Below are 25,570 nucleotides of genomic sequence, written 5' to 3'. Positions count from 1 at the left end.
TTTACAGATTTCTAAATCGACGTCCCATGTTATCCAGCAAATAGAAAAAGGAATTCCATATCCTCTTTCAGATACGAAATTCCTTTACAAAAAACTTTTACGCCTCTTCCCTGACTTCTGCCGGCCGAACCCATCTCGAGATCAGACCATGCTTTGGCGAGAGCAGGAAGGTTATAAAAAAGATACAGCCTGTCATAAGCGCCATGGATCCGGAAATAGATGTATTCAGCCACGTAGCTACCCAATATCCTGCAACAGCAGATATGATGCCAAATCCACCGCTTAAAAACAGCATCAAGATTAATTTATCTGTCCATAAGTAAGCAGCTGCTGCTGGAGTAATGAGCATCGCAACCACAAGGATGGCACCGACTGCATCAAAAGAAGCAACGGTGGTTACCGACACAAGTGTCATAAATAAGTAGTGAAAGAAAATCACTGGTATACCTATGCTTGCTGCCAGCGCCGGGTCAAAAGAAGTAATTTTCCATTCCTTATAAAAGGCAATAATAAAGAAAATCACAACTATTAACACAAGCGCAAGGATTGCAGTAGCTTTAGGTACTGATCCGATCAACGGAATATCCATCGTTGTGAATGGAACAAACGTAATTTCTCCCATCAATGCGTGCTGCACATCTAAATGCACATTCCCCACCGAGGTGGAAATCAAAATAACGCCAATGGCAAACAAGGTTGTAAATACAATTCCCAAGGAGGCGTCGTGCTGTACCTTCAAGTTATTAAGGGACTGCACAAGGAATGCCGTAAGAATGCCGGCAAAAATACCGCCTACAAGCATTGCGGTTCCTGATAACTGCTGTGTTACCATATAAGCTAATACAATCCCAAGCAGCACCGTATGGCTAATTGCATCTGCCATCATCGCCTGTTTTTTCAGAATGAGATATACACCGATTAAGCCGCAGGAAAGACCCACAAGAGATGCTGTTAAAATAATCCACATCGTATAAGTCATTGTGATCCTCCTTTTTCAGCTGCTAATGGATGCTTTTTTTGAGATGCCCGCTGCTGCATTTTAAATTGGATGAAATTGATAATAATCCCTTTTTCCTTTCCAAACAATAAGGAAAGGATAAAAACAGCGGAGGAAGTGAGGACGATAAAGGGTCCCGTCGGCAATCCGCTTCCTGTGGAGCTTACCCATGTACCAAACGCACCAGCTAAGCCCCCTATTGCAGAAGAAAGTAAAATCATCATTTTAAAGGAATGCGTCCAATATCTCGCACTCACAGCCGGGATAATCAGCATCGCAGCCATTAAAATAACACCAACCGCCTGGATGCCAATAACAATGGTTGTTACCAGCACGATAGTATACAGCACGTTCATGCCGCGTATGGACATTCCGACACCTTTAGCAAAGTTAGCATCGAATAAAAATAATTTCCATTCCTTGAAAGCAAGGAATATAATCAAAATAACAATTGATGCCAGTGCAATCATTGTAATGACATCGGAACGAACCATTGCCGCTGCCTGCCCATAGATAAAGTTATTTAATCCGCTCTGGTTCCCGCCGGGAGAACGGTTGGCAATCGCCAAAAGCATGACACCGACACCGTAAAAGACGGATAGGGTCATTCCCATGGCGGTGTCTTCCGTAATTCTTGACGCATTCGAAAACCATTGAATAAAAAATGCCCCTAGGAGCGCACTGAGTGCTGCTCCAATAACAAGTAATAATAAATTTTTTTCCTGGATAATCAAGAAAGCTACTACAACACCGGGTAATGCTGCGTGGGACAAAGCATCACTCATCAGATTTTGTCTTTTCCAATAAGCTAAGCATCCAATTCCCCCTGCAGCAATTCCCAAAATCATGGTACTTGCCATCACCCATAACGTATTAATGTGAAGAAGATTGGATAACATATTGATCTCCCTTTCCAACCCATTGCATATCTCCACCATACGTTCTTGCTATATTGTCTGTTGTGAACACTTCTTCTGTTTGTCCATGAGCATATACGGTTTTATTTAAAAATAAGACATGGTCAAAATATTCTGGGACGGTTTGCAGATCATGATGGACAACCAACACGGTCTTGCCATTGCTCTTTAATTCTTTCAAAATAGTCATAATCGCTTTTTCCGTAGACGCATCTACTCCTGCCAAAGGTTCATCCATAAAGTATAGCTCAGCATCCTGAGCGAGTGCACGTGCTAAGAATACACGCTGCTGCTGCCCTCCTGATAACTGACTGATTTGACGATGTGCATAAGCTTCCATACCCATTTTCTTCAAGGCATTCATTGCTTTTTCTTTATCTTTTTTAGAAGGAAGACGAAACCAGCCAATCTTTCCATACAGTCCCATGGTTACTACATCCAATGCATCCGTTGGAAAATCCCAGTCAACCGATCCGCGTTGAGGGACATAACCAATTTTCTTCTTTGCAGTTTTAAAAGGACTACCCCAAAATCTGACATTTCCTGTCAGCTTGGGGTGAAGTCCTAACATGGTCTTGATTAATGTCGATTTACCGGCACCGTTAGGACCGACAATCGCTGTAATCGTTCCTTCTTTCACTTCAAAACTTACATCATTCAATACTTTATTTTTTTGGTAAGAAGCTGATAAATCATCTACGCGTATTACAGATGATGTCACCTTACTCATCTCCTCCAGATAATGCTTCATAGATTGTATTTATATTATGCTTATACATTCCAATGTATGTGCCTTCGTCTGTTCCTTCTTCGCCCATTGCATCAGAATATAGTTCTCCGCCGATTTCTACTTCCATCCCATTATTGGAAGCTCCTTCAATAACTGCATTAATCGTGTCCTGATTCACGCTGCTTTCTACAAATATGGCTGGAACTTCATGTTCTTCAATAATAGAAATGGTATTATTCACATCAGAAACACCGGCTTCACTTTCTGTACTGATCCCCTGCAGACCAACTACTTCCATATCGTGCAGCTGACCAAAATAATTAAATGCATCATGTGCCGTTACAAGCACGCGCTGCTCATCAGGGATATCTTGTAATTTTGCTGCTTCTTCATCTAATTCTTCTAGCTGTGCAAAATATTCCTGTTTTCCCTCTTCCAGTTCATCTGCATGCTCAGGAGCATACTCTTTTAATTCCTCTACCGCAGCATCTAATGCGTCCTGCCACAGATTATAATCAAACCATATGTGTGGGTCTGGAGCTCCCGGCTCTTCTTCATCTTCTAAAAGAACATCCTCAGGCAATGTTTCCCCGATTGCTAACACGGGTTTTTCGGAGCTGATTGATTCTAATGGTTCTTCCATATTCGCTTCTAAATGTAATCCAGAATAAAAGACGACATCTGCTTCTGATAACGTAGCTATATCCCCTTGTGTTGGATCATATAAATGCGGATCTACAGAAGGCCCCATTAACGTCTCTACATTTACTAGATCCCCGCCAATCTGGGATATCGGCTCCCCGATTTGCGCAATTGTTGTGACAATTTCAATTGGGTCGTCACCTGATGCGCCTCCGCTTCCGTTTTCTTCCTCACTGTCTGAGCCGCAAGCTGCTAAAACGAATACTCCCATTAGTATAGCAAAGCCCAGTATTTTCTTCCAAGCTTTCTTCATCTTTCTTCCTCCCTCGTTTTTTGCATAAGGTAAACTTTATTATCTAATCCCTACTTTATGCATTGTATTTCGTTTTGTCAAGTAAATTTTAGCTAGTCTACTATTTTTCCCTCAGGAAACATTTAATACATTAAATTCCATTAAGCGTTCACATAGTTAATTTGAAAGACCTTTTCAGAATAATCAAGCTATCTAAATACATATTTTTTTCATGTGAAAAATTTTTTAACTTGTATTCGTTCATCCATATATGCAAACAGTAAATCGAATTTACAGTCTCTGCAATTACATTTTGAGCAGGATACGTAAATATCATTCTGAGGCCTAGCGTATTAGGCTAAAGGTAACTTTCCTAAGCATCAGAAATTTTTATTTACTATGTATTTCCAGCATATAAAATAAGTCAGTTTTATTTTTTGTCAAAATGACTTATTTCATTCCATCTACACCTAGCTTGTTTACGACGATTAAGAAAAACCAAGAATACCGCTTGATCTTTAAAACACGAGTATTCTTGCCAAAGAGATGTCAACTGCGACGGTTTTCGATGGGACGAGTAATCGCAGTCCCAGTCCCAGTGTGAAGACCCCGCAGAAAAAAGCGGACTTCTTTTTTTCTACCCGCGGGGCATAAGTGCGACTATGCTTCTGTCTGCGCCTGTCGGCTTGCCAATCAGCAAGTCTTCTTTAAAGGAGATGGGCTCGAGGCCCACGGAAAGCGGAGTGTATTTCTGGAGCCTAAGATTACTCACCCCATGAAATCCGTTGGAGCGGGTATCCTCAACATTTTATACTTTCTTACTTTTTAACAAAAAAACAGCCGATATACTGCTTATTTGCAGTATATCGGCTGTTTCCTATTTTTCCAGATATTCCAGAATACGATTTAAATCATCGTCATTGTAAAATTCAATTTCAATTTTACCTTTTTTCTTTCCTTTATGAATATGAACGGCTGTGCCAAGCGTATCACGAAGCACCGTTTCTCTTTCCTGGATAAATACATCCTTTTTCGGCTTCTTCTTCTGTTGTTTCACTTGTTTTTCGTTCATAGCGATAATAAGCTTCTCTGCCTGCCGCACATTTAACTTCTCGTTGCGTATTTTATTGGCTACAGCAAGCATCGCTTCCTGTTCTTTTAACCCAAGTAATGCCCGTCCGTGTCCCATGGATAACTCACCATTATTAATATGAGCAATTACTTCCTCGGGCAAGGATAATAAACGAATCATATTCGCAATATGGGAACGGCTCTTCCCTAATCTTTCAGCCAGGACGTGCTGCGTAATATTCAGCCTGTCTACTAAATTAGCGTAGGCTTGTGCTTCTTCAATTGGAGTCAGGTTCTCACGTTGCAAGTTTTCTAGTAACGCAATTTCCATCATGCGTTCATCTGTCAATTCACGGACAATAGCAGGAATTGTCTCTAATCCAGCTTCTTTTGCTGCCCGGCATCTTCTTTCCCCGACAACAATTTCAAAACCTTTAAGGCTTTTCCGTACAATAATCGGCTGAATAACACCGTACTCTTTAATCGAGTCTTTTAGCTCTTCAATAGAATCTGCCTGAAAGCTCTTCCTTGGCTGATAAGGATTGGGACGACAATGAGATAATTCAATTTCCTGCACATTATCTTTACTGTCTTTTTCAGCTTCTGGAAACAACGCGTTAATTCCTTTACCTAACCCTCTCTGCATTTGTCATCACTTCCTTCGCTAAATCAAGATATACCTCTGCACCACGAGATTTGGAATCATAAGAAATAATCGGCTGGCCATGACTCGGTGCTTCCCCTAAACGAACATTTCTTGGAATAATGGTTTCAAATACTTTATCTTGGAAATACTTCTTCACTTCTTCAATCACTTGAAGACCGAGATTAGTACGTGCATCCAGCATCGTTAAAAGAACCCCTTCTATCATTAATTCTGTATTCAAATGCTTTTGCACTAATCGTATTGTATTTAATAACTGGCTCAAGCCTTCCAATGCATAATACTCACATTGTACTGGAATCATAACAGTATCGGATGCGGTTAATGCATTAATTGTCAGTAATCCCAATGATGGCGGACAATCAATAATAATATAATCATACTGGTCTTTTATCTCGCTTAATGCCGTTTTCAGTCGAATTTCTCTTGAAATAATGGGAACAAGTTCAATTTCTGATCCTGCCAGTTGAATCGTTGCAGGAATAATATCTAAGTTCTCTAAATTCGAGGGAACAATGACATCTGCTGCTGGTGTATCTTCTACTAATACATTGTAGATACATTGACTGACATCTGCTTTATTCACGCCTACCCCGCTTGTTGCATTTCCTTGGGGGTCTGTGTCCACGAGTAATACCTTATTCCCCAATGAAGCTAAGCAAGCACTGACATTCACAGATGAGGTTGTCTTTCCAACGCCTCCTTTTTGATTTGCGATGGATATAATTTTTCCCATGTTGACACCTACCTTAGTTGGAGGTTGTTCAAATTTTTCCTGATAAAATGAAATTTCATTCTTTTCATCAAAAAAAATTGAGCAATCACTTCTCTATTCACTATCATAGCATTTATTTTAAATTTACGATGCTTTCTAGCATTTTTTAATTTAATTTTAATATAGAACAATCCAAAATACTACCCGAGCAAATGTATCATGTATGTTCAAAACAAAATACCCATCTAATCTTAAGATGGGCAAAGAAAAGCCGGTATGCTAATTCATTCTGCTGCTATTTTTGCTTAGGTATTTTAATGGTTATCTGATAATAATCATCGAGTTCTTGTTCATCTGATTCCACATCAACACCCGTATCTGACACCATATTAAGAGACTGTCGGATTGTATTCATTGCAATCCGGACATCTTTATTAATACCTTTGAATTTTGGTTTTGGCTTCTTTTTTTCCTCTTTTGGCTCATTGATTTTAGAGATTCGCTCTTCTGTTTGCTTCACATTTAATTCTTTCTCAAGAATTTCTTTTAACAGGAGAAGCTGCTGTTCCTCGTCCTTTAACTTAATTAAAGCACGTGCATGTCTTTCTGTAATTAATTTTTCCAATAAAGCATCCTGCACTTCTTTCGGAAGCTTTAATAATCGCAGTTTATTAGCGATTGTAGACTGGTTTTTACCAAGACGCTGCGCTAATGCTTCCTGCGTCAAATCATGCAGCTCAAGCAATTTATTATATGCTATGGCTTCTTCTATTACTGTCAGTTCTTCCCGTTGCAGATTTTCAATAAGTGCAACAGAAGCTGTTTCCGTATCACTCATTTCACGAATAATTGCGGATACTTGTTTCCAGCCTAAATGCTGAACTGCTCTCCATCTTCTTTCCCCTGCAATTAACTCAAAGGAATCTTCATCTAGTTTACGAACGACAATTGGCTGAATCATTCCATGTGTGTGTATGGTTTGTGCTAATTCTTTTATTTTTTCTTCTTGAAAAATCGTTCGTGGCTGGTAGCGATTGGCCTGAATTTTATCGATATCGATTTGAATCACTTCATCTGAAGAATAGGAAACCTTCTCCGTATCAATTGGATCCTTATCGCTTTTTCCAAATATCCGATTAAAAGGACTCACCACTTGCTGACACCACCTTCTAAAATTAACAAACTATTCATTATCAAATCTATTAAAAATAAAAGCCCGAAGCTGTACGAGCTTTCACAGAACGGGACTTAGATTAGCTCGGAGCTGTAATCACCTGCCCCATCGAAGAGATTTCGTGATTACGCGTCCCACCGAAAACATTTAAGATAACTTCAACATCTCTTGTCACGCTTAAACGGACAATTTTTAGCAGAAGTTTCTTTTTCATATGTTAACATTCCTAATTTACTTCTTAATTAAAAGATAATGTTTCACGTGAAACATTATTAAACTTTCCAAATTACTTCGTGAATTCATCTACTATTATATAGATGGTTTATTCACCTGTACAACATTCATATAATAGCATCTATCCTTTTATAAATACAACAACGAACAGTCCATATGTACAGTTTCTATTTTACCATACCTACCGCTGAAAAAATATAAAATGAATTTAAATAATCGAAAGCGCATCTTTTTGTCAGTTTGTGAATCTTTTTTTAGATTAAAAAGCAGCTATTCAATTGGTTCTTTATTTGGTACTCCTGCTTTTCTAGGATATTTTTTTGGTGTCTTTCGTTTCTTTGCGATTTTAACAATAGAACGTTCTCCTGCATCAGGGGAAAGTGTGAACGTATCAATCGATTCTACTTCTCCCCCAAGCAATTCAATCGCTGCTTTTCCTGTTTCCAGCTCTTCTTTTGCTTGTGATCCTTTCATCGCAACAAAATAGCCGCCTTTTTTCACAAATGGAAGACATAATTCACTCAACACCGACATTCTGGCTACTGCTCTGGCCGTTACTAAATCATATTGTTCGCGGAATGTATCGTTTTTCCCTGCATTTTCTGCACGGTCATGATAAAAAGCAACGTCAGTCAATCCCAGTGTATTGGCTAAATGGTTTAAAAATGTAATTCGTTTTTTCAATGAATCAATAATAGTTACCTTTAAGTGTGGAAAGCATATTTTCAGTGGAATACTTGGAAAGCCCGCACCTGCGCCAATATCACAAATAGACAGCTCCTGCGTCATATCTGTATGAAAAGCGGCCGTAATACAGTCATAGAAATGCTTTTCATATACTTCTTCTTCCTCTGTAATTGCTGTTAAATTTATTTTTTCATTCCATTCGACAAGCTCTTGAAAATAAAGATGAAATGCTTGTTGTTGTGATTCATTTAATGTTATTCCTTTTTCTTCCAACGCTTGGACAAATTGTTCTGGTTTCATTATAGTCTCCTTTTCCTTCATTTGTTTTTGATCATCTGTTCGTTAAAAATAAATTCGATATCAAGCATCCTTTATCTTTTTATATAAGTTGAAATACAAATTTCAACTTATATCAATTACGCGAGAGTTTTATGTATTCTTTTTTATTCATACAGGGAGAACTCCCCTCCCCTGCTGCATCAATATTATCGATACATCAAAATAGAAAGCGCTGTATAATATTTAGAAAAATAGCGACGTATGGATAACGCCGCTATTTTCTTATTTTAATTTGCAATTCGGGCAATATTTCCTTGTTCAATATAAACGAGCAAAATAGAGATATCTGCCGGGTTTACTCCGGAAATTCTGGATGCTTGACCAACAGAAAGCGGGCGTACCTTTTTCAATTTTTCAATTGCTTCTGTGGCAATGCCATTGATTGCATTATAGTCGATATCTGCAGGTATTTTCTTATCTTCCATTTTCAGCATTCTTGCTACTTGCTCTTTTGCTTTTTTAATATAGCCTTCATATTTAATTTGAATCGCTACCTGTTCTTTTACATCATCACTGATATTCTCGTCAATTTCAATCATTTGCTCGACATATTCATACGTTAATTCGGGACGTTTTAATAAATCATATGCTTTAACTGCTTCTTTCATCGGTGCAGCACCAGCGGATTTCATCACGTTTTGTATTTCTTCCGTTGGTTTGATCACGATTTTATTTAGACGTTTCTTTTCTGCTTCCACCTGCTCTTTCTTCGCTATGAAAGCAGCGTATCTTTCTTCAGAAATTAACCCATAGTCGTAGCCAATATCGGTAAGACGTAAATCTGCATTATCATGACGAAGCAATAAGCGGTATTCTGCACGTGATGTCAGTAAGCGATAAGGCTCATTTGTTCCTTTCGTTACGAGATCATCAATCATTACGCCGATATATGCTTGGGAACGATCTAAGATAATCGGTTCTTTACCAGTTACTTTTGCTGCTGCGTTCATGCCGGCCATTAAGCCTTGACCAGCTGCTTCTTCATAACCTGAAGTTCCGTTAATTTGACCAGCAGTGAATAATCCAGGCAAGCGTTTGGTTTCCAATGTCGGCCACAGCTGTGTCGGAACTACCGCATCATATTCAATCGCATAGCCGGCACGCATAATTTCTGCATTTTCCAGACCTGGAACAGATTTTACCATTTCATGCTGCACAGACTCCGGCAAAGAAGTTGATAGCCCTTGTACATAAACCTCTTCTGTATTTCTTCCTTCTGGTTCTAAGAAAATTTGATGTCGGGGCTTATCATTAAAACGAACGATTTTATCCTCAATTGACGGACAATATCTTGGCCCGGTTCCCCGCTTCATACCAGAATACATGGCTGATAACGTCAAATTTTCATTAATTACTTCATGTGTGAATTCATTCGTATACGTTAACCAGCAAGGAATTTGATCTTCAATCACTTCCGTTGTTTCATAAGAGAAGCTTTTCGGATTCTCGTCTCCAGGCTGAATTTCTGTTTGTGAATAATCAATTGTATGGCTGTTTACACGTGGAGGTGTGCCTGTTTTAAAACGTGTTAAGTTAAAACCTAATTCCTCCAGGTTTTCTGATAACTTAATGGATACACGCTGATTATTTGGGCCACTTTCATATTCTAAATCGCCCATCAGCACTTTCCCGCGCATAAATGTTCCGGTAGTCACAATAACCGATTCAGCATAATAAGCTGCTTTTGTTTCTGTAATAACTCCCTTACAAATGCCGTCCTCTACGATAAGCGAGTTTACCATCCCTTGGCGGACCGTTAAGTTCTCTTCATTTTCAACCAGATTCTTCACTTCCTGCATATATACTGGTTTATCAGCCTGTGCACGTAATGCTTGTACAGCCGGCCCCTTTCCAGTATTCAGCATCCGCATTTGGATATAGCTTTTATCAATGATTTTCCCCATAATTCCGCCAAGTGCATCAATCTCCCGTACGACAATACCTTTGGCAGGACCGCCAATAGATGGGTTACAAGGCATAAATGCAATCATATCTAAGTTCAATGTCAGCATTAATGTTTTTGCCCCCATACGGGCAGAAGCATGCGCTGCTTCTATTCCAGCATGACCGGCTCCAACAACAATGACATCATAATTTCCTGCGTTGTAAGTCATTTTTTTTCTTCCTTTCCTTTATATAAACATATCCGTTATTTTCCTAAGCAGAACTGAGAGAATAACTGATCAATCAAGCTGTCACTTGCTGTATCGCCAATAATTTCTCCCATAAACTCCCATGAACGTGTTACATCAATTTGCACAATATCCATCGGCATGCCAAGCTCAATTGCCTCGCGAGCATCATCCAAAGCCTGTTTTGCCTGTTTTAACAGCTGAATATGACGTACATTGGATACATACGTTAAATCGCCTGTATCTACTTCACCAGAGAAGAAGGTATTGGCAATTGCCTGCTCCAGCTGATCAACACCCTGCTCTTCAATTAAGGAAGTTGTCACGACAGGCTTGCCTTCTGCAAATTTCCGTACTTCTTCTAAATCTAACTTCTGCTCTAAGTCTGTCTTGTTGATGATGACAATATACTCTAAACCTTGCACAGCTTCAAATAATTTTTTATCTTCCTCACTCAAAGCTTCATTATAATTTAATACAAATAAAATTAAATCGGATTCCTTCAATACCTGTCTGGAACGATCCACGCCAATACGCTCTACAATATCCTCTGTTTCCCGGATTCCTGCTGTATCTACTAAACGTAAAGGAACCCCGCGGACATTCACATATTCTTCAATGATATCACGCGTTGTCCCTGGAACTTCTGTAACAATAGCTTTATTTTCCTGCACCAGGGTATTCATTAAGGAAGACTTTCCGACATTTGGACGTCCAATAATGGCCGTTGCTAAGCCTTCGCGCAAAATTTTCCCTTGCGCTGCAACTTCCAGAAGCTTCTCTATTTCTTCTCCCACCTCTTTGGTCTTTTCCTCCATCAAGGTGTGCGACATTTCCTCAACATCATCATACTCTGGATAATCGATGTTTACCTCTACATGGGCAACGGTCTCCAGTAATTCTTGTCTCAACGTCTGAATAAGCTTCGACAGACGTCCATCCATTTGTTTTAATGCCACATTCATTGCTTTATCTGTCTTTGCACGGATCAAATCCATTACTGCTTCCGCTTGTGATAAATCAATGCGGCCATTTAAAAAGGCACGTTTAGTGAACTCGCCCGGCTCGGCCAGACGTGCTCCTTTTGCGAGCATAATCTCTAACACACGATTCACGGAAACCAATCCGCCATGACAGTTGATTTCAACAATATCTTCACGGGTGAAGGTTTTCGGAGCACGCATCACGGAAACCATAACCTCTTCTGCTAATTCCTTTGTTTCCGGGTCAATCACTTTCCCATAATGAATTGTATGGGAATCTGCCTCTTTCAGGCTCTTTCCTTCAAACACATCCGAGGCTAACGGAATTGCTTCCGGTCCGCTTAGACGCACAATTGCAATCGCCCCCTCACCTACTGGAGTGGATATCGCTGCTATTGTATCTGTATCCATACTTATTCACCTGCCTTCCTTTCATTCTATATCTATAAATTAATTCGTTAATTTTTATTATCACTAACAATCAAGAATAACATAGTTTTAGAAAAAAGGAAACTTATCCACAAAAATAGTTTTGTTTATTTTCGACCTAGTGTTATCCACATGTGCATAACACTATTTAATCATTCTCTTCCTGCCAGGATAACAAGATATATACTTATTATTAGGTGCGAAAGTTGATTAAAATACAAATGAAAAGCCAGAAAGATTTTAATCTCCCTGGCTTTCCTTTTATCTATGGTTTTATAACAATATGACGATGTGGCTCGACGCCGTCAGAATAAGTAGAAACCTGCTTATCCTGCAGGACGCTATGGATAATTTTACGTTCAAATGCCGGCATCGGCTCCAGTACTACTTTTTTCTTCGTTTTCTGTGCTTTATCTCCCATTTTTAACGCGAGTGATTCCAGTGTTTCTTTTCTTCTCGCGCGGTAACCTTCTGCATCTAAGGTTACCGTATAGTACGTATCATTCTGTTTATTAATGACTAAATGAACTAAATATTGCAGCGCATTTAAAGTCTGGCCCCGTTTTCCGATAAGCTTCGCAATATTTTCATGATGCATCGTATACGTTACATGGTTTCCCTTTATTTCGGTATCTACTTTTACTGAGAGATTCATGTTGCTAGTAACTTCTTTGATAAATTGAGCAGTTTCTTCAACTGGATCCTTTGCGACCGTTACTTTTACATAAGCACGCTTGGACCCAAATATGCCAAACATTCCTCTTTTGCCTTCATCAATGACCTCAACATCTACTTGATTCTCTTCCACTCCCAATTGCTCCAGAGCTGATTGAATCGCTTCTTCAACGGTTTGACCACTTGCAGTTACTTCTCTCAATCGCTTCCCCTCCATTAATCACAGCATGAGTATCCGTAATTTCCCTTACTTGGCAAAAAATGATATATACTTTTGTGAGGGAAAACGGCTGCTATATCTTCTGATTAAGTACTGTAGCTAGGACTTTTGATGAATTCACATATATTTTTAAAAATGCAAAATATTTAACTATTTTTCTTATAAATAATGGGGGAATTTCTTCCCCCATTATTAAAAATTATTTTTTTGACATCATCGGCTTATTAATAAGAAGTGTCTGGAATACCATAAATATGTTACCTGTTACCCAGTACAACGCCAATGCTGCCGGGAAGAAGAATGCCATAACACCAATCATGATCGGCATGACATAAAGCATAATCTGCAGCTGTAAACGCATTTGCGGATTACTGTTTGCTGCGGAGTTCGTAGACATCATTAATTTCTGCTGTAAGAACGTAAACAGCGCTGTCAGAATCGGTAAAACAAAATCTGGTGTTCCAAGCTGGAACCAGAGGAAATCATGTGTAGCAATTTCTGTCGTACGTCTGATTGCATGATACATTGCAATAAATATTGGCATCTGTACAAGAATCGGTAAACAACCTGCTAATGGATTGACCCCATTCTTTTGGAATAATTGCATCGTTTCCTGCTGTAATTTCTGCTGTGTATTCGCATCCTTAGACGCATACTTTTTCTGAAGTTCCTGTAATTGCGGCTGCACTTCCTGCATTGCCCTCGTGCTTTTGATCTGTTTTACATTTAATGGTACTAAGAGTAAACGGATAACTACTGTTACCAGGATAATTGCCAGTCCATAGTTTTCATTTAAAAATTCTGCAATCATTGTTATAAACCATGATAATGGGTAAACAAAGATTGTATTCCATATTCCTTCACTTTCAGGTGTAATCGGTTCATCGATTTGGGTACACCCAGCTAAAAAAACCGCTAACACGAGAAATGTGACTAATATCCCGTATTTTCTACGCAAAACATTTCCTCCTTAATATTACCAACGCTTATAATTGCTATTTTAGCTTATTTACATTGCGAATTCTATCCTAAACTTGTTCTTACTTGGAATGTTTAAATAATTTTTCTTTATATAGTAAATGCGAGAGACTTTTTTTCATCATCTCGTAACTCATTGTTTTCGTTGGGTTTCTGGCAATGATTACAATATCATAACAAGGTTTAATATCTTGCTCTAACTCTTGAAAAGACGCTCGCAACAACCTTTTAATCCGATTCCTGACAACGGCATTTCCTATTTTTTTCCCTACAGACAGACCTATCCGAAAATGATCCTGATTATCTTTCTTTTTATAATAAATAACCAGCTGCCTATTTGCGAAAGAATTCCCATGTTTAAATGTTGCCTGAAATTCTTCATTTTTTTTAATCCGAAATTGTTTTTTCACCGTCATCACCTTTTAATTTAACCCGCATACATCTTCTTCTATTCATCTTGTTTCAGCAAACTTGTCCATTTTTATCAGCATAAAATATGTACTCCTTATGTGAATAAGCATATCCTCTAAAATACAGAAAAAAAACCACTGATAGTTGTCAGTGGCTTATGCAGATAAAACTTTACGTCCTTTGCGACGACGACGAGCCAAGATATGACGACCATTTTTTGTGCTCATACGCGTGCGAAAGCCGTGAACTTTTTTACGTTTGCGGTTATTTGGTTGAAACGTTCTTTTCATGAGTGTGCACCTCCTTGGAATCTCCAAGTTCATATTTAAACTAAAATAGCTTATAACTTATCCTTTAGACAGTCCTTGATATTATACGAAAAAATGATTGATTTTGTCAACCGGGTATTTAATAAAATTCCAACGACCTTTATTCCTCACACATTTTTTCGGTCGATATTTTAACTGCTATATATAGTTGAAATAAAATTTTATCATTTTGCGTTCGCTGCGACAGCTGTCGTGTAAAGATTAATCATATTCTCTGCCACACATTTTCATTATTACCATGCTGATATATTCCTTTCCATATAACATCCCCTTTATTCCTTCTAAATTTTACTTCTTCCACTAATCACCTTGCTTTAACATCGATGCATCTTAATCATTGATTTTGGTGTCCCTCCAAAAATAGTACAGAAATTAATACAGCCCGCACAGAATTTCTATTTTAGAAATCACTCTTATTATCCACATCTTATATCGGATATATTTCCTTTCTTTTTTCTATCCACACAAAAAATAAACAGGATAATCACAAAATACAGTGTTGTTTATAAGCAAAACACACAACAGATAGAATATGTGGATAACTATTTAAAAGCCATTGATTTATTCAGTTTTATTTGGTATTATATTTATGTTTTAGTTTGTGGAAATCATTTCGCAGATAAATCTTATTCACAGATTGTGGATAAGATGTGGATATTCTTTCCACTGATTTTTGATAAAGTTTTCTACAAAGTTGTGGATAGCGTTTATATATGTCATATTTTATTTAGAATTAGCTTTAATAGTATAATGTAAATACCTTTTATATTCGTATTTAATCGTATATATGATTTCTTTTTTATTTATCCACAGCGCTTTTTTTATTTTAATACGTCTGCCTTTCCATCTAATACATGAAATAGATTGAGAGAGGCTTTTTTCTTCTGAATAGAAGTTATGAATTTCTATGATGAATATTAATGGAATGCGCTGGTTGATTCTTTTTTATTGCTGTCAGCTATTAAGCCTATTTCCTAACTCAGGTCGAAAGGAGTGAAAGTAACTTTGGAAAATATTGAAGAACTTTGGGATGCCACATTGGACATTATTAAAGAGAAATTAAGTAAGCCGAGCTTTGACACCTGGCTGAAGAATACAAAAGCCCTTCACTTAGAAAAAAATACATTGGTTATCTCTGCTCCAAATGAATTTACAAAGGACTGGCTGGAGACACAGTATACAGATTTAATTACGCAAACATTGGAAAAAACTACTGGGACAAGTCTGAATGCAAAATTTATTATTCCTGATTCTGTGGAAGAGCCATCCGATCAAAAACCCATGCCAAAACCGAATATCGATGCAAAAACAACGGATTCCCCCAAGTCAATGCTTAATGATAAATATACATTTGATACATTTGTTATCGGCGCCGGAAATCGCTTTGCACACGCAGCATCGCTAGCTGTAGCGGAAGCTCCTGCTAAAGCGTACAATCCCTTATTTATCTACGGCGGCGTCGGTTTAGGGAAAACACATTTAATGCATGCAATTGGTCATTATGTAAGAGAACATAATAAAGATGCGAAAGTGGTTTACCTGACTTCTGAAAAATTTACGAATGAATTTATCAATGCCATTATGGATAATAAATCGAATCATTTCCGTAATAAATATCGCAATATTGATGTCCTTCTTATTGATGATATTCAATTTATTGCTGGAAAAGAATCCACACAGGAAGAATTTTTCCATACATTTAATGCGCTGCATGAAGAAAGCAAGCAAATTATTATTTCCAGTGACCGGCCGCCAAAAGAAATTCCTACATTAGAGGATCGTTTGCGTTCACGCTTTGAATGGGGTCTGATTACCGATATCACACCTCCTGACTTAGAAACAAGAATTGCCATTTTAAATAAAAAGGCAAAAGCAGAAGGTTTAGATATTCCGAATGAGGTTATGCTCTATATTGCTAATCAAATCAATACAAACATCCGGGAGCTGGAGGGCGCGCTGATACGTGTTGTTGCCTATTCTTCTTTAGTCAATCAAGACATTGACGCATCGTTGGCAGCAAATGCATTAAAGGATATCATTCCAAGTAATAAACCAAAAGAAATTACCATTCCTGCGATTCAAGAGGTTGTCGCAGACCGGTATCATATCCGTCTGGAAGATTTTCCTGCTAAAAAACGTACCAAATCGATTGCCTTTCCAAGACAGATTGCAATGTATTTGTCACGGGAGCTTACGGACTCATCCCTGCCTAAAATTGGCCAGGAATTTGGCGGAAGAGATCATACGACCGTCATTCACGCCCATGAAAAAATTTCGAAGCTGCTTGAAACAGATACAGAGCTCGATCGGGATATTGAAGAATTAAAAGAAAAACTTAAATCCTTATAATACATGTTCAAAAAATGCGTTTTTATTGGAGTTTTTGAGCATCCACCTATAGAGAAAACACAACAAAGGCAAACCTAAATAGAAACAGGATTGCCTTTGTTGTCCTCCTGCTTTTTAATTATGCAGAAGGAAGCAGCTGTGTATGCTGTGAAAAAAGTGAATCACTTATGAACAGGTTATACACATGTGGAAAACTTTGATGTTTTCATGCTAAACTTACTTATCCACAGTAATCACAACACTTATTACTGTTATTACTGATTTTATATTATAATTAATAAATATATAGAACCCTTTTTTATTGATTTTGAAAAGAATTTAAGAAATAGTTGCTGTAAAACTTTTCTTAAAACCTGAGGAGGATATAAACATGCGTTTTACAATACAAAGAGATAAACTGATTGCCAGTGTACAGGATGTTATGAAAGCAATCTCTTCCAGAACAGTTATTCCGATATTGACTGGAATGAAGATAGAAGTGAGACAACACGGAGTGACATTAACCGGGAGTGATTCAGATATTTCTATTGAATCTTATATTCCTGCAGAAGATGAAGATAAAGTATATGTTGAAAATATAGAAGATGGAACTATTGTATTGCAGGCTAAATATTTTCCTGAAATTGTCCGCAAGCTCCCGGAAGCACAAGTAGATATAGTTGTTGATGAGCAGTTTAATGTAAAAATTACTTCCGGAAAATCAGAATTTAATTTAAATGGACAGAGCGCCGATGAATATCCGCATCTTCCACAAGTAGAAACAGAAAATAGCTTTGAAATGCCAATTGACTTATTAAAAAGTATGATTAAACAAACTGTTTTTGCTGTGTCTACGATGGAAACCAGACCAATTTTAACCGGAGTAAATATCAAGCTGGAAGATCAAAAGCTTGTATTTACAGCAACTGACAGCCATCGACTGGCCAAAAGAGAGGTTCCAGTAACAGGAACGAATGTATCGATAGAACAGGTTGTTGTTCCTGGAAAAAGTCTCAATGAACTCTATAAAATTTTAAATGATTCAGAGGAAACAGTAGAAATCAGTGTAACGAATAACCAAATTCTTTTCCGTACGGAGCATTTAAATTTCTTATCCCGATTACTGGACGGGAATTATCCAGAAACATCGAGATTGATTCCGGATCATAGTAAAACAACAATCCAAATAAAAACAACACCGCTATTAAGATCAATCGAACGTGCTTCTTTATTAGCAAAAGAAGAAAGAAATAATGTTGTTAAATTTACCAGCAATGATGATGGGGTTATCCAGATTTCAAGTAACTCTCCAGAAATCGGAAATGTTGAAGAAGAAGTCACAGCTGATGAGATTAACGGAGAGAATTTAAAGATATCCTTCAGTTCAAAATATATGATCGATGCGCTAAAAGCGATTGAATATGATGAAGTAGTGATAGAATTCACTGGAGCAATGCGTCCATTTATCATTTGCCCGGTAGAAAATGATTCCATCCTGCAGCTTATTTTACCGGTAAGAACCTATTAATTTTTACGCATTACGCGTTAAAAAAAGTATTCCAGCTGGATGATAAGTAAAAGTTATACCTGATCATTTAAAAGCTCTTTTGTGGAAGAAAGAGCTTTTTCTTTTGGATTAGAACCGATAATGAGAAAGAAAACCGCATTTTTTTGACAACCCCTTTAAAAAAACAACAGAAAACGCGCTCTAAGAAGAGATTAGGGAAATAAGAATTCCCCCATTAAAAATATCTTAAAAGCTCTGTAACGCATCTTTTTGTAATTATTTGAGGCCTATTCTTCCTTTTTTAATCAATCTTTAGTAAAATAGACAATAGAGGAAAAAATAATCGTATTTGTCTTTGGTCAAAATAAAGGCAGATAAAACAAATAGAAAGTATTTGGTGATATCCATGCATGAACAGATAAAAATAGATACGGAATACATTACGCTTGGGCAATGCATCAAGCTGATTAACTTTTTAGATTCTGGCGGAATGGTCAAAGCATATCTTCAAGATATAGGTGCTGTGGTAAATGGGGAACGTGAACATCGCCGCGGAAGAAAATTATATCCCGAAGATGTCCTTGAAATTGATGAGATAGGATCATTTATCATTCTTAAAGAGGATTAAAGCATGCATATTGAACAGTTAAAATTAACCAATTACCGCAACTATGAAACATTGGATATTACATTTGATGATAAAATAAATGTCATCATTGGTGAGAATGCTCAAGGGAAAACCAATCTGATGGAAGCTATTTATGTACTCTCTTTTACCCGTTCTCACCGGACCATGCGGGAAAAAGAGCTCATACGCTGGGATTCAGATTATGCTACAATAGAGGGCAGGATTACAAAAAGAAATCAATCGATTCCCCTGCAAATCTCCATTTCATCCAAAGGAAAAAAAGCAAAAGTAAATCATTTGGAGCAGCACCGGTTAAGTGACTATATTGGTGCGGTTAATGTGGTTATGTTTGCACCGGAGGATTTAACCATTGTAAAAGGTGCTCCGCAGATTCGCCGGCGTTTTATGGATATGGAGTTAGGCCAAATCCAGCCAACTTATATATACCATTTATCTCAATATCAAAAAATACTAAAGCAAAGAAACCATTTATTAAAGCAGCTGCAGCGCAGGAGCTCTGCTGATGAAACGATGTTGGATGTATTAACAGACCAACTGGTTGAGCATGCTTCTTTTTTGTTGGAGAGAAGATTTGTCTATCTTGATTTGTTAAGAAAGTGGGCAGGACCGATTCATGAAGGCATCAGCCGCAATCTAGAAAACTTAGAAATTCAATATGACGCGACAATAAAGGTATCAGAAGAGGCAGATAAGGAGAAAATAGCTACTATCTACCAAGATTCCTTCAAGGATGTCCGTGAAAAAGAAATAGAGCGCGGCACCACGCTGATTGGTCCGCACCGGGATGACCTTATCTTCTTAGTAAATGGCAAAGATGTACAAACATATGGTTCTCAGGGACAGCAGCGGACAACCGCATTGTCGATTAAACTGGCTGAGATTGAATTGATTTATCAGGAAGTAGGCGAATATCCGATTCTTTTACTGGATGACGTGTTAAGTGAACTGGATGATTATCGCCAGTCGCATTTATTAAATACCATTCAGGGAAAGGTGCAGACATTTGTGTCCACCACAAATGTAGACGGGATTCACCATGAAACGCTAAAAAATGCTGAGTTATTTTATGTTCATCAGGGAGTTGCGACCAATAAAGAAGAGTCATAATTTCCAGCTGTAAAAAGAGGATGTACAAAAAGTTTCCAGGGTATTGCATTTTTTGGCACTTAAGAGCGTTTATTCTTTATACAAAATATCCCCCTGAGGATGGAAAAAAGTCTGGTTTAATGAAGAAAGGAAGCGATTGATCGTGTTCATTCACATTGGCAATGACAATGTTATCCGGTCTCGGGAAATCGTTGCGATTATTGATTACGATTTATATACCAATGCATCAGGAATATATCAAATGATACAGGAATGGAAGCAGCAAAACAAAGTTTCCGGTCCTGAAAAAAAGGCCAAATCCATTGTGGTTACTGCAGATCATATTTTTTTCAGTTCTTTATCTGTAACTACTTTAAGAAAACGGTCAGGTATTTTAACTACAATCAGTAATCTAGATGATTATTATGAAGAATAAGCCTGAGATAACAAAATCAAGAGATTTCTGCTGAGGAAAATGCAGAGCCTTCTCTTTTTAATATATACAAATGGATGGATTGTAATTCATATAGAAATGAGTGTGAGAAGATGTCGATGGAAGACAAAATTACAGAAAACCAAGCCTATGATGCTGATCAGATACAAGTACTTGAAGGTCTTGAGGCAGTTCGGAAAAGACCGGGAATGTATATTGGCTCCACCAGTGAAAAAGGATTACATCACCTTGTCTGGGAGATAGTGGATAACAGTATCGATGAAGCACTGGCAGGTTATTGTGATCATATTGAAGTCATTATTGAAGAAGATAACAGTATTACTGTAATAGATAATGGCCGGGGGATTCCTGTTGATATTCAAAAGAAAACAGGCCGTCCAGCTTTGGAAGTCATTATGACGGTTCTTCATGCCGGCGGTAAATTCGGCGGCGGCGGATATAAGGTTTCCGGCGGACTTCATGGTGTAGGTGCATCTGTTGTAAATGCTCTTTCTAGTAAATTGGAGGTATCTGTCCACCGGGATGGAAAAATTCATTACCTCTCGTTTAAAAAAGGTGTACCTCAGGGTGAAATTACCGTAATTGGCGAAACAGATATTACAGGGACAGTCACCCATTTTATACCGGATGAAGAAATTTTTACAGAAACTACTGAATATAACTATGAAACATTAGAACAGCGTCTGAGAGAGCTTGCCTTTTTAAACAAAGGATTGCGTATCTCGATTGAAGACAAACGGTCTGGAAAAAAGCCGGCATCTTACTACTATGAGGGCGGAATCAGCTCTTATGTTGAATTCATTAATAAAAATAAAGAAGTATTGCATGAACCTTTCTTTGCAGAAGGCGAAGATCAGGGAATAGCCGTGGAAATTGCTATCCAGTATAACGATGGGTTTGCAACGAGCTTATATTCTTTTGCAAATAATATCCATACGTACGAGGGCGGTACACATGAAGTTGGTTTCCGTTCCGGTTTGACACGTGCTATCAACGATTATGCGAAAAAGAACAGCCTGTTGAAAGATAGTGATGCCAACCTGTCCGGAGAGGATGTCCGCGAAGGACTGACAGCGATTGTTTCTGTAAAGCATCCAGACCCGCAATTTGAAGGACAGACAAAAACAAAACTTGGTAATAGCGAAGTACGGGCCATTACAGATGGTGTATTTTCAGAGTCCTTTTCTAAATTTCTCTATGAAAACCCGACAATTGCTAAAATCGTTGTTGATAAAGGACTTATGGCATCCAGAGCACGTCTGGCAGCGAAAAAAGCAAGAGAGCTGACCCGCCGTAAAAGTGCATTGGATGTAACAAGTCTGCCTGGCAAGCTTGCTGACTGTTCTTCCAAAGATGCCTCTTTGAGTGAACTGTATATCGTAGAGGGTGACTCTGCCGGCGGTTCCGCAAAATCAGGAAGAGACCGTCATTATCAGGCTATCCTGCCATTGCGTGGAAAAATTCTGAATGTCGAAAAAGCGCGCTTAGATCGAATTTTATCAAATAATGAAGTACGAGCTATGATTACGGCATTAGGAACCGGTATCGGCGAAGAATTTGATATTACAAAGGCACGCTATCACAAAGTAGTCATTATGACAGATGCCGATGTAGATGGCGCTCATATTCGAACGTTATTATTGACCTTTTTCTATCGATATATGCGTCCGTTGATTGAGCACGGGTATATTTATATTGCCCAGCCGCCGCTTTATCAAATCAAACAAGGAAAATCTGTTCACTATGTTTATTCGGATAAAGGATTGGATGCGCTTCTGGAAGAGATTCCAAAAGCACCAAAACCAGGTATTCAGCGTTATAAGGGGTTAGGAGAAATGAATGCAGATCAGCTATGGGATACCACAATGAACCCAGAATCCCGCACACTGCTGCAGGTTGAACTCAGTGACGCAATCGACGCAGACCAGGTTTTTGATATGCTGATGGGCGATAAAGTAGAACCGCGACGCAACTTTATCGAAGAAAACGCCCAATACGTACAAAACTTAGATATTTAAGTATTACATCCTTTTAATAAGGACAACAAAGCGGATAGAAGTACTTCTATCCCTTTCTTGTCAGATATAATTAAAACGATTAAATTACATGCTTGCGTTTTTTATAACAAGATCGAATGGTGATTATACACTATAACTAGCGGAAGAAATACACGGAGACTCCCGTGGGAAAGCGCAGTGGGAAGACCCCGCAGAAAAAGCGGTCTTCTTTTTCGAGGAGGCTGAGCGCAAGCCCACAGGAAAGCGTAGTGTATTTCTGTAGCGGCTGCTACTTGAGCTGTTTATATTTTATGCATATTGAAATGCAATTCAACTGATAATGAAAGATTCAAGGAATCACTAACACAATGGTGATTGGGAGGTTATTAGACTATGGCAGAGGAAAATCGTCCGAGTGTCCAGGAAATAAATATAAGTAAAGAGATGCGCACATCCTTCTTGGATTATGCAATGAGCGTCATTGTGGCAAGAGCATTGCCAGACGTTCGAGATGGAATGAAGCCCGTACATCGCCGTATTCTTTACGCAATGAATGATTTAGGAATGCACTCTGACAAAGCATTTAAAAAATCAGCACGTATCGTCGGAGAGGTTATAGGTAAGTACCATCCGCACGGTGACTCAGCTGTTTATGAGACAATGGTAAGAATGGCACAGGATTTCAGTTACCGGTATATGCTAGTGGATGGACATGGTAACTTTGGTTCGGTCGATGGCGATTCAGCAGCAGCGATGCGTTATACAGAAGCACGTATGTCTAAGATTTCCATGGAACTGCTTCGTGATATTAATAAAGACACGATTGATTATCAGGATAACTATGACGGAGCGGAACGCGAGCCAATTGTATTTCCGGCACGTTTCCCGAATTTACTTGTCAATGGAACTTCTGGAATCGCAGTCGGTATGGCGACTAATATTCCGCCGCATCATCTGGGAGAGACGATTGATGCTGTTCTGGCAATCAGTAAAAATCCGGATTTAACTGTGGATGAAATCATGGAAAATTATCTTCCTGGTCCAGATTTCCCTACTGCAGGACAAATCTTAGGCAGAAGCGGTATCCGTAAAGCATACGAAACAGGAAAAGGCTCCATTACCATCCGGGCTAAAATCAATATTGAGCAAGGCAAAAATGACAAAGAAACCATTATTGTGACAGAGCTTCCTTATCAAGTGAACAAAGCCAAGCTCATTGAAAAAATAGCGGAGCTTGTCCGCGATAAGAAAATTGACGGCATTACCGATCTTCGTGACGAATCAGACCGTAATGGCATGCGGGTTGTTATGGAGCTTAGAAGAGATGCAAATGCGAATGTGGTTTTGAATAATTTATATAAGCATACTTCCTTGCAAACGACATTTGGTATCAATATGCTTGCGCTTGTGGACGGACGTCCGCAGGTATTAACTGTCAAACAATGCCTGATGTATTATTTAGATCACCAGAAAGTAATTATCAAGCGTCGTACAGCCTTTGAATTAAATAAAGCCGAAGCACGCGCTCATATTTTAGAAGGCTTGCGTGTTGCACTCGATCATTTGGATGAGGTTATTTCTTTAATCCGTAATTCAAAAACAGCAGATATTGCAAGAGAAGGGTTAATGGAACGTTACCAGTTATCCGAGAAACAAGCCCAAGCTATTCTTGATATGCGTCTACAGCGTTTAACAGGATTAGAACGCGAAAAAATTGAAGAAGAATACAAAGAGCTGCAGGCATTGATTGCTGAATTAAAAGCTATTTTAGCGGATGAAGAGAAAGTATTGGAAATCATTCGTGAAGAGCTGACGGAAATCAAAGAGAAGTTCCGTGATGAACGCCGTACAGAAATTGTTGCCGGTGGAGCGGGCTTCTTTGAAGATGAAGATTTAATTCCGGAAGAGAATATCGTTATTACATTGACCCACCAGGGCTATATTAAACGCTTGCCTGCTTCTACTTACCGTACGCAGCGCCGTGGCGGACGAGGTATCCAGGGCATGGGAACCAATGAGGATGACTTTGTAGAACACCTTGTATCCACATCAACACATGATACAGTTCTTTTCTTTACGAATAAAGGGAAGGTATATAAAACAAAGGGTTATGAAGTACCGGAGTTCAGCCGGACAGCTAAAGGGATTCCAATTATTAACCTGCTTCAAGTAGAAAAAGGAGAATGGGTGAACGCCGTTATCTCTGTAACTGAGTTTGATGAGGATCACTTCTTATTCTTTACAACGAAGCTTGGGGTTGCAAAACGTACATCCCTTGAAAAATTCAAAAACATCCGTAAAGGCGGCCTGATTGCTGTAAATCTTCGGGAAGAGGATGAGCTGATTTCTGTCCGCATGACAGATGGCGAAAAAGAAATTATGATTGCTACGAAAAATGGCTATCTGATTCGTTTTGAAGAAGAACAAATGCGTCCAATGGGTAGAACCGCAGCAGGAGTAAAAGGTATTTCCCTGCGTGAGGATGATGAAGTTGTTTCCATGGAAATTATGGATGAAGGTTCTAAAATTCTCCATGTAACCAGCAAAGGATTTGGAAAGCAGACACCAGAAGATGAATATCGCCGTATCAATCGTGGCGGTAAAGGTGTATTTACGTGTAAGCTGGATGAAAAAACAGGACATGTAGTTGATGTAAAAGCCATTCAGGGTGATGAAGACTTAATGGTTATTACTGCCGGCGGCGTTCTGATCCGAATGCAAGTATCCGATATTTCACAAACTGGAAGAAATACCAAAGGGGTACACTTGATACGTCTGCAGGATGACGAAGAAGTTGCAACAGTAGCACGAATTGAGAAAGAAGAAGAGGAAGCGGCAGAGGAAATCGAAGCATCTGAGGAAAATAAAGAAGTTAATGAAGGTGCAGACGATAACAACGAGGAATAGGTAAAACGATGAGATATTGAAAG

21 protein-coding genes are annotated in these 25,570 nt (G+C 38.6%); 7 read left to right on the top strand and 14 right to left on the bottom strand.

The genetic code is table 11. From position 1 onward, the window contains the following. Nucleotides 1-97: 97 nt before the first annotated feature. From BN997_RS00520 to rpmH, 14 genes are all read right to left on the bottom strand, one after another. Nucleotides 98-979, bottom strand: a complete 882-nt coding sequence (locus BN997_RS00520; RefSeq protein ID WP_042528676.1) for a metal ABC transporter permease — start codon at nucleotides 977-979, stop codon at nucleotides 98-100. Next, complete coding sequence (locus BN997_RS00515; RefSeq protein WP_042528674.1) at nucleotides 976-1,896, bottom strand: metal ABC transporter permease; 921 nt, start codon at nucleotides 1,894-1,896, stop codon at nucleotides 976-978. The genes BN997_RS00520 and BN997_RS00515 overlap by 4 nt, the downstream gene beginning before the upstream one ends. Next, nucleotides 1,871-2,644, bottom strand: coding sequence for a metal ABC transporter ATP-binding protein (locus BN997_RS00510; RefSeq protein ID WP_042528672.1), 774 nt, complete (start codon nucleotides 2,642-2,644; stop codon nucleotides 1,871-1,873). Before BN997_RS00510 ends, BN997_RS00515 begins: the two co-directional genes overlap by 26 nt. Continuing rightward, complete coding sequence (locus BN997_RS00505; RefSeq protein ID WP_042528671.1) at nucleotides 2,637-3,599, bottom strand: metal ABC transporter solute-binding protein, Zn/Mn family; 963 nt, start codon at nucleotides 3,597-3,599, stop codon at nucleotides 2,637-2,639. The genes BN997_RS00510 and BN997_RS00505 overlap by 8 nt, the downstream gene beginning before the upstream one ends. 856 nt (nucleotides 3,600-4,455) lie before the next feature. After that, nucleotides 4,456-5,295: a ParB/RepB/Spo0J family partition protein gene (locus BN997_RS00500; RefSeq protein ID WP_042528669.1), complete on the bottom strand. Its 840-nt coding sequence runs from the start codon at nucleotides 5,293-5,295 to the stop codon at nucleotides 4,456-4,458. Continuing rightward, nucleotides 5,276-6,049 (bottom strand): ParA family protein, encoded by a 774-nt coding sequence (locus BN997_RS00495; protein WP_042528667.1) that lies wholly within the window; start codon nucleotides 6,047-6,049, stop codon nucleotides 5,276-5,278. The genes BN997_RS00500 and BN997_RS00495 overlap by 20 nt, the downstream gene beginning before the upstream one ends. Before the next feature lie 274 nt (nucleotides 6,050-6,323). Beyond that, entirely contained in the window at nucleotides 6,324-7,181 is an 858-nt protein-coding gene (noc, locus tag BN997_RS00490; protein WP_042528665.1) for a nucleoid occlusion protein, read from the bottom strand. A gap of 525 nt (nucleotides 7,182-7,706) precedes the next feature. Continuing rightward, nucleotides 7,707-8,423, bottom strand: a complete 717-nt coding sequence (rsmG, locus tag BN997_RS00485) for a 16S rRNA (guanine(527)-N(7))-methyltransferase RsmG (protein ID WP_042528663.1) — start codon at nucleotides 8,421-8,423, stop codon at nucleotides 7,707-7,709. A 266-nt stretch (nucleotides 8,424-8,689) separates the two neighbouring features. Beyond that, nucleotides 8,690-10,576 (bottom strand): tRNA uridine-5-carboxymethylaminomethyl(34) synthesis enzyme MnmG, encoded by a 1,887-nt coding sequence (gene mnmG / locus BN997_RS00480; RefSeq protein ID WP_042528661.1) that lies wholly within the window; start codon nucleotides 10,574-10,576, stop codon nucleotides 8,690-8,692. A gap of 35 nt (nucleotides 10,577-10,611) precedes the next feature. Next, nucleotides 10,612-11,988, bottom strand: coding sequence for a tRNA uridine-5-carboxymethylaminomethyl(34) synthesis GTPase MnmE (gene mnmE / locus BN997_RS00475; RefSeq protein WP_042528659.1), 1,377 nt, complete (start codon nucleotides 11,986-11,988; stop codon nucleotides 10,612-10,614). A 283-nt stretch (nucleotides 11,989-12,271) separates the two neighbouring features. Continuing rightward, complete coding sequence (gene jag / locus BN997_RS00470; RefSeq protein WP_042528657.1) at nucleotides 12,272-12,883, bottom strand: RNA-binding cell elongation regulator Jag/EloR; 612 nt, start codon at nucleotides 12,881-12,883, stop codon at nucleotides 12,272-12,274. A 217-nt stretch (nucleotides 12,884-13,100) separates the two neighbouring features. Beyond that, nucleotides 13,101-13,859: a membrane protein insertase YidC gene (yidC, locus tag BN997_RS00465; RefSeq protein ID WP_042528655.1), complete on the bottom strand. Its 759-nt coding sequence runs from the start codon at nucleotides 13,857-13,859 to the stop codon at nucleotides 13,101-13,103. 82 nt (nucleotides 13,860-13,941) lie between these two features. Then, nucleotides 13,942-14,289, bottom strand: a complete 348-nt coding sequence (gene rnpA, locus BN997_RS00460) for a ribonuclease P protein component (protein ID WP_042528654.1) — start codon at nucleotides 14,287-14,289, stop codon at nucleotides 13,942-13,944. A gap of 156 nt (nucleotides 14,290-14,445) precedes the next feature. Further along, nucleotides 14,446-14,580, bottom strand: a complete 135-nt coding sequence (rpmH, locus tag BN997_RS00455) for a 50S ribosomal protein L34 (protein ID WP_042528652.1) — start codon at nucleotides 14,578-14,580, stop codon at nucleotides 14,446-14,448. 1,044 nt (nucleotides 14,581-15,624) lie between these two features. Here rpmH and dnaA point away from each other — a divergent pair. The 7 genes from dnaA to gyrA all read left to right on the top strand — a co-directional run bounded on the left by dnaA (nucleotide 15,625) and on the right by gyrA (nucleotide 25,547). Continuing rightward, on the top strand, nucleotides 15,625-16,968 hold the full coding sequence (dnaA, locus tag BN997_RS00450; protein ID WP_042528650.1) for a chromosomal replication initiator protein DnaA: 1,344 nt from the start codon (nucleotides 15,625-15,627) through the stop codon (nucleotides 16,966-16,968). Nucleotides 16,969-17,338: 370 nt separating this feature from the next. Then, nucleotides 17,339-18,475 carry a DNA polymerase III subunit beta gene (gene dnaN / locus BN997_RS00445; protein WP_042528648.1) on the top strand — a complete coding sequence of 379 codons (1,137 nt, stop codon included), beginning with the start codon at nucleotides 17,339-17,341 and terminating at the stop codon, nucleotides 18,473-18,475. A gap of 385 nt (nucleotides 18,476-18,860) precedes the next feature. Beyond that, nucleotides 18,861-19,082 carry a S4 domain-containing protein YaaA gene (gene yaaA, locus BN997_RS00440; protein WP_042535606.1) on the top strand — a complete coding sequence of 74 codons (222 nt, stop codon included), beginning with the start codon at nucleotides 18,861-18,863 and terminating at the stop codon, nucleotides 19,080-19,082. Between the two features lie 3 nt (nucleotides 19,083-19,085). Then, complete coding sequence (gene recF, locus BN997_RS00435) at nucleotides 19,086-20,210, top strand: DNA replication/repair protein RecF (protein ID WP_042528646.1); 1,125 nt, start codon at nucleotides 19,086-19,088, stop codon at nucleotides 20,208-20,210. A 142-nt stretch (nucleotides 20,211-20,352) separates the two neighbouring features. After that, nucleotides 20,353-20,625 carry an extracellular matrix regulator RemB gene (gene remB / locus BN997_RS00430; protein ID WP_042528644.1) on the top strand — a complete coding sequence of 91 codons (273 nt, stop codon included), beginning with the start codon at nucleotides 20,353-20,355 and terminating at the stop codon, nucleotides 20,623-20,625. Nucleotides 20,626-20,735: 110 nt separating this feature from the next. Continuing rightward, nucleotides 20,736-22,661, top strand: a complete 1,926-nt coding sequence (gene gyrB / locus BN997_RS00425; RefSeq protein WP_042528642.1) for a DNA topoisomerase (ATP-hydrolyzing) subunit B — start codon at nucleotides 20,736-20,738, stop codon at nucleotides 22,659-22,661. 372 nt (nucleotides 22,662-23,033) lie between these two features. Beyond that, complete coding sequence (gene gyrA / locus BN997_RS00420) at nucleotides 23,034-25,547, top strand: DNA gyrase subunit A (protein ID WP_042528640.1); 2,514 nt, start codon at nucleotides 23,034-23,036, stop codon at nucleotides 25,545-25,547. Nucleotides 25,548-25,570 lie beyond the last annotated feature (23 nt).

Origin of the sequence: Oceanobacillus oncorhynchi (genome assembly GCF_000821065.1) — a bacterium.
GTDB classification, from domain to species: Bacteria; Bacillota; Bacilli; order Bacillales; family Amphibacillaceae; genus Oceanobacillus; species Oceanobacillus oncorhynchi.
This window is presented reverse-complemented; position numbering and strand designations above follow the sequence as displayed.

Coding starts and splice junctions, on each gene's coding strand:
- BN997_RS00520 (WP_042528676.1), bottom strand. CDS start 979: ATGACTTATACGATGTGGATTATTTTAACAGCATCTCTTGTGGGTCTT.
- BN997_RS00515 (WP_042528674.1), bottom strand. CDS start 1,896: ATGTTATCCAATCTTCTTCACATTAATACGTTATGGGTGATGGCAAGT.
- BN997_RS00510 (WP_042528672.1), bottom strand. CDS start 2,644: ATGAGTAAGGTGACATCATCTGTAATACGCGTAGATGATTTATCAGCT.
- BN997_RS00505 (WP_042528671.1), bottom strand. CDS start 3,599: ATGAAGAAAGCTTGGAAGAAAATACTGGGCTTTGCTATACTAATGGGA.
- BN997_RS00500 (WP_042528669.1), bottom strand. CDS start 5,295: ATGCAGAGAGGGTTAGGTAAAGGAATTAACGCGTTGTTTCCAGAAGCT.
- BN997_RS00495 (WP_042528667.1), bottom strand. CDS start 6,049: ATGGGAAAAATTATATCCATCGCAAATCAAAAAGGAGGCGTTGGAAAG.
- rsmG (WP_042528663.1), bottom strand. CDS start 8,423: ATGAAACCAGAACAATTTGTCCAAGCGTTGGAAGAAAAAGGAATAACA.
- mnmG (WP_042528661.1), bottom strand. CDS start 10,576: ATGACTTACAACGCAGGAAATTATGATGTCATTGTTGTTGGAGCCGGT.
- mnmE (WP_042528659.1), bottom strand. CDS start 11,988: ATGGATACAGATACAATAGCAGCGATATCCACTCCAGTAGGTGAGGGG.
- rpmH (WP_042528652.1), bottom strand. CDS start 14,580: ATGAAAAGAACGTTTCAACCAAATAACCGCAAACGTAAAAAAGTTCAC.
- dnaN (WP_042528648.1), top strand. CDS start 17,339: ATGCGTTTTACAATACAAAGAGATAAACTGATTGCCAGTGTACAGGAT.
- yaaA (WP_042535606.1), top strand. CDS start 18,861: ATGCATGAACAGATAAAAATAGATACGGAATACATTACGCTTGGGCAA.
- recF (WP_042528646.1), top strand. CDS start 19,086: ATGCATATTGAACAGTTAAAATTAACCAATTACCGCAACTATGAAACA.
- gyrB (WP_042528642.1), top strand. CDS start 20,736: ATGTCGATGGAAGACAAAATTACAGAAAACCAAGCCTATGATGCTGAT.
- gyrA (WP_042528640.1), top strand. CDS start 23,034: ATGGCAGAGGAAAATCGTCCGAGTGTCCAGGAAATAAATATAAGTAAA.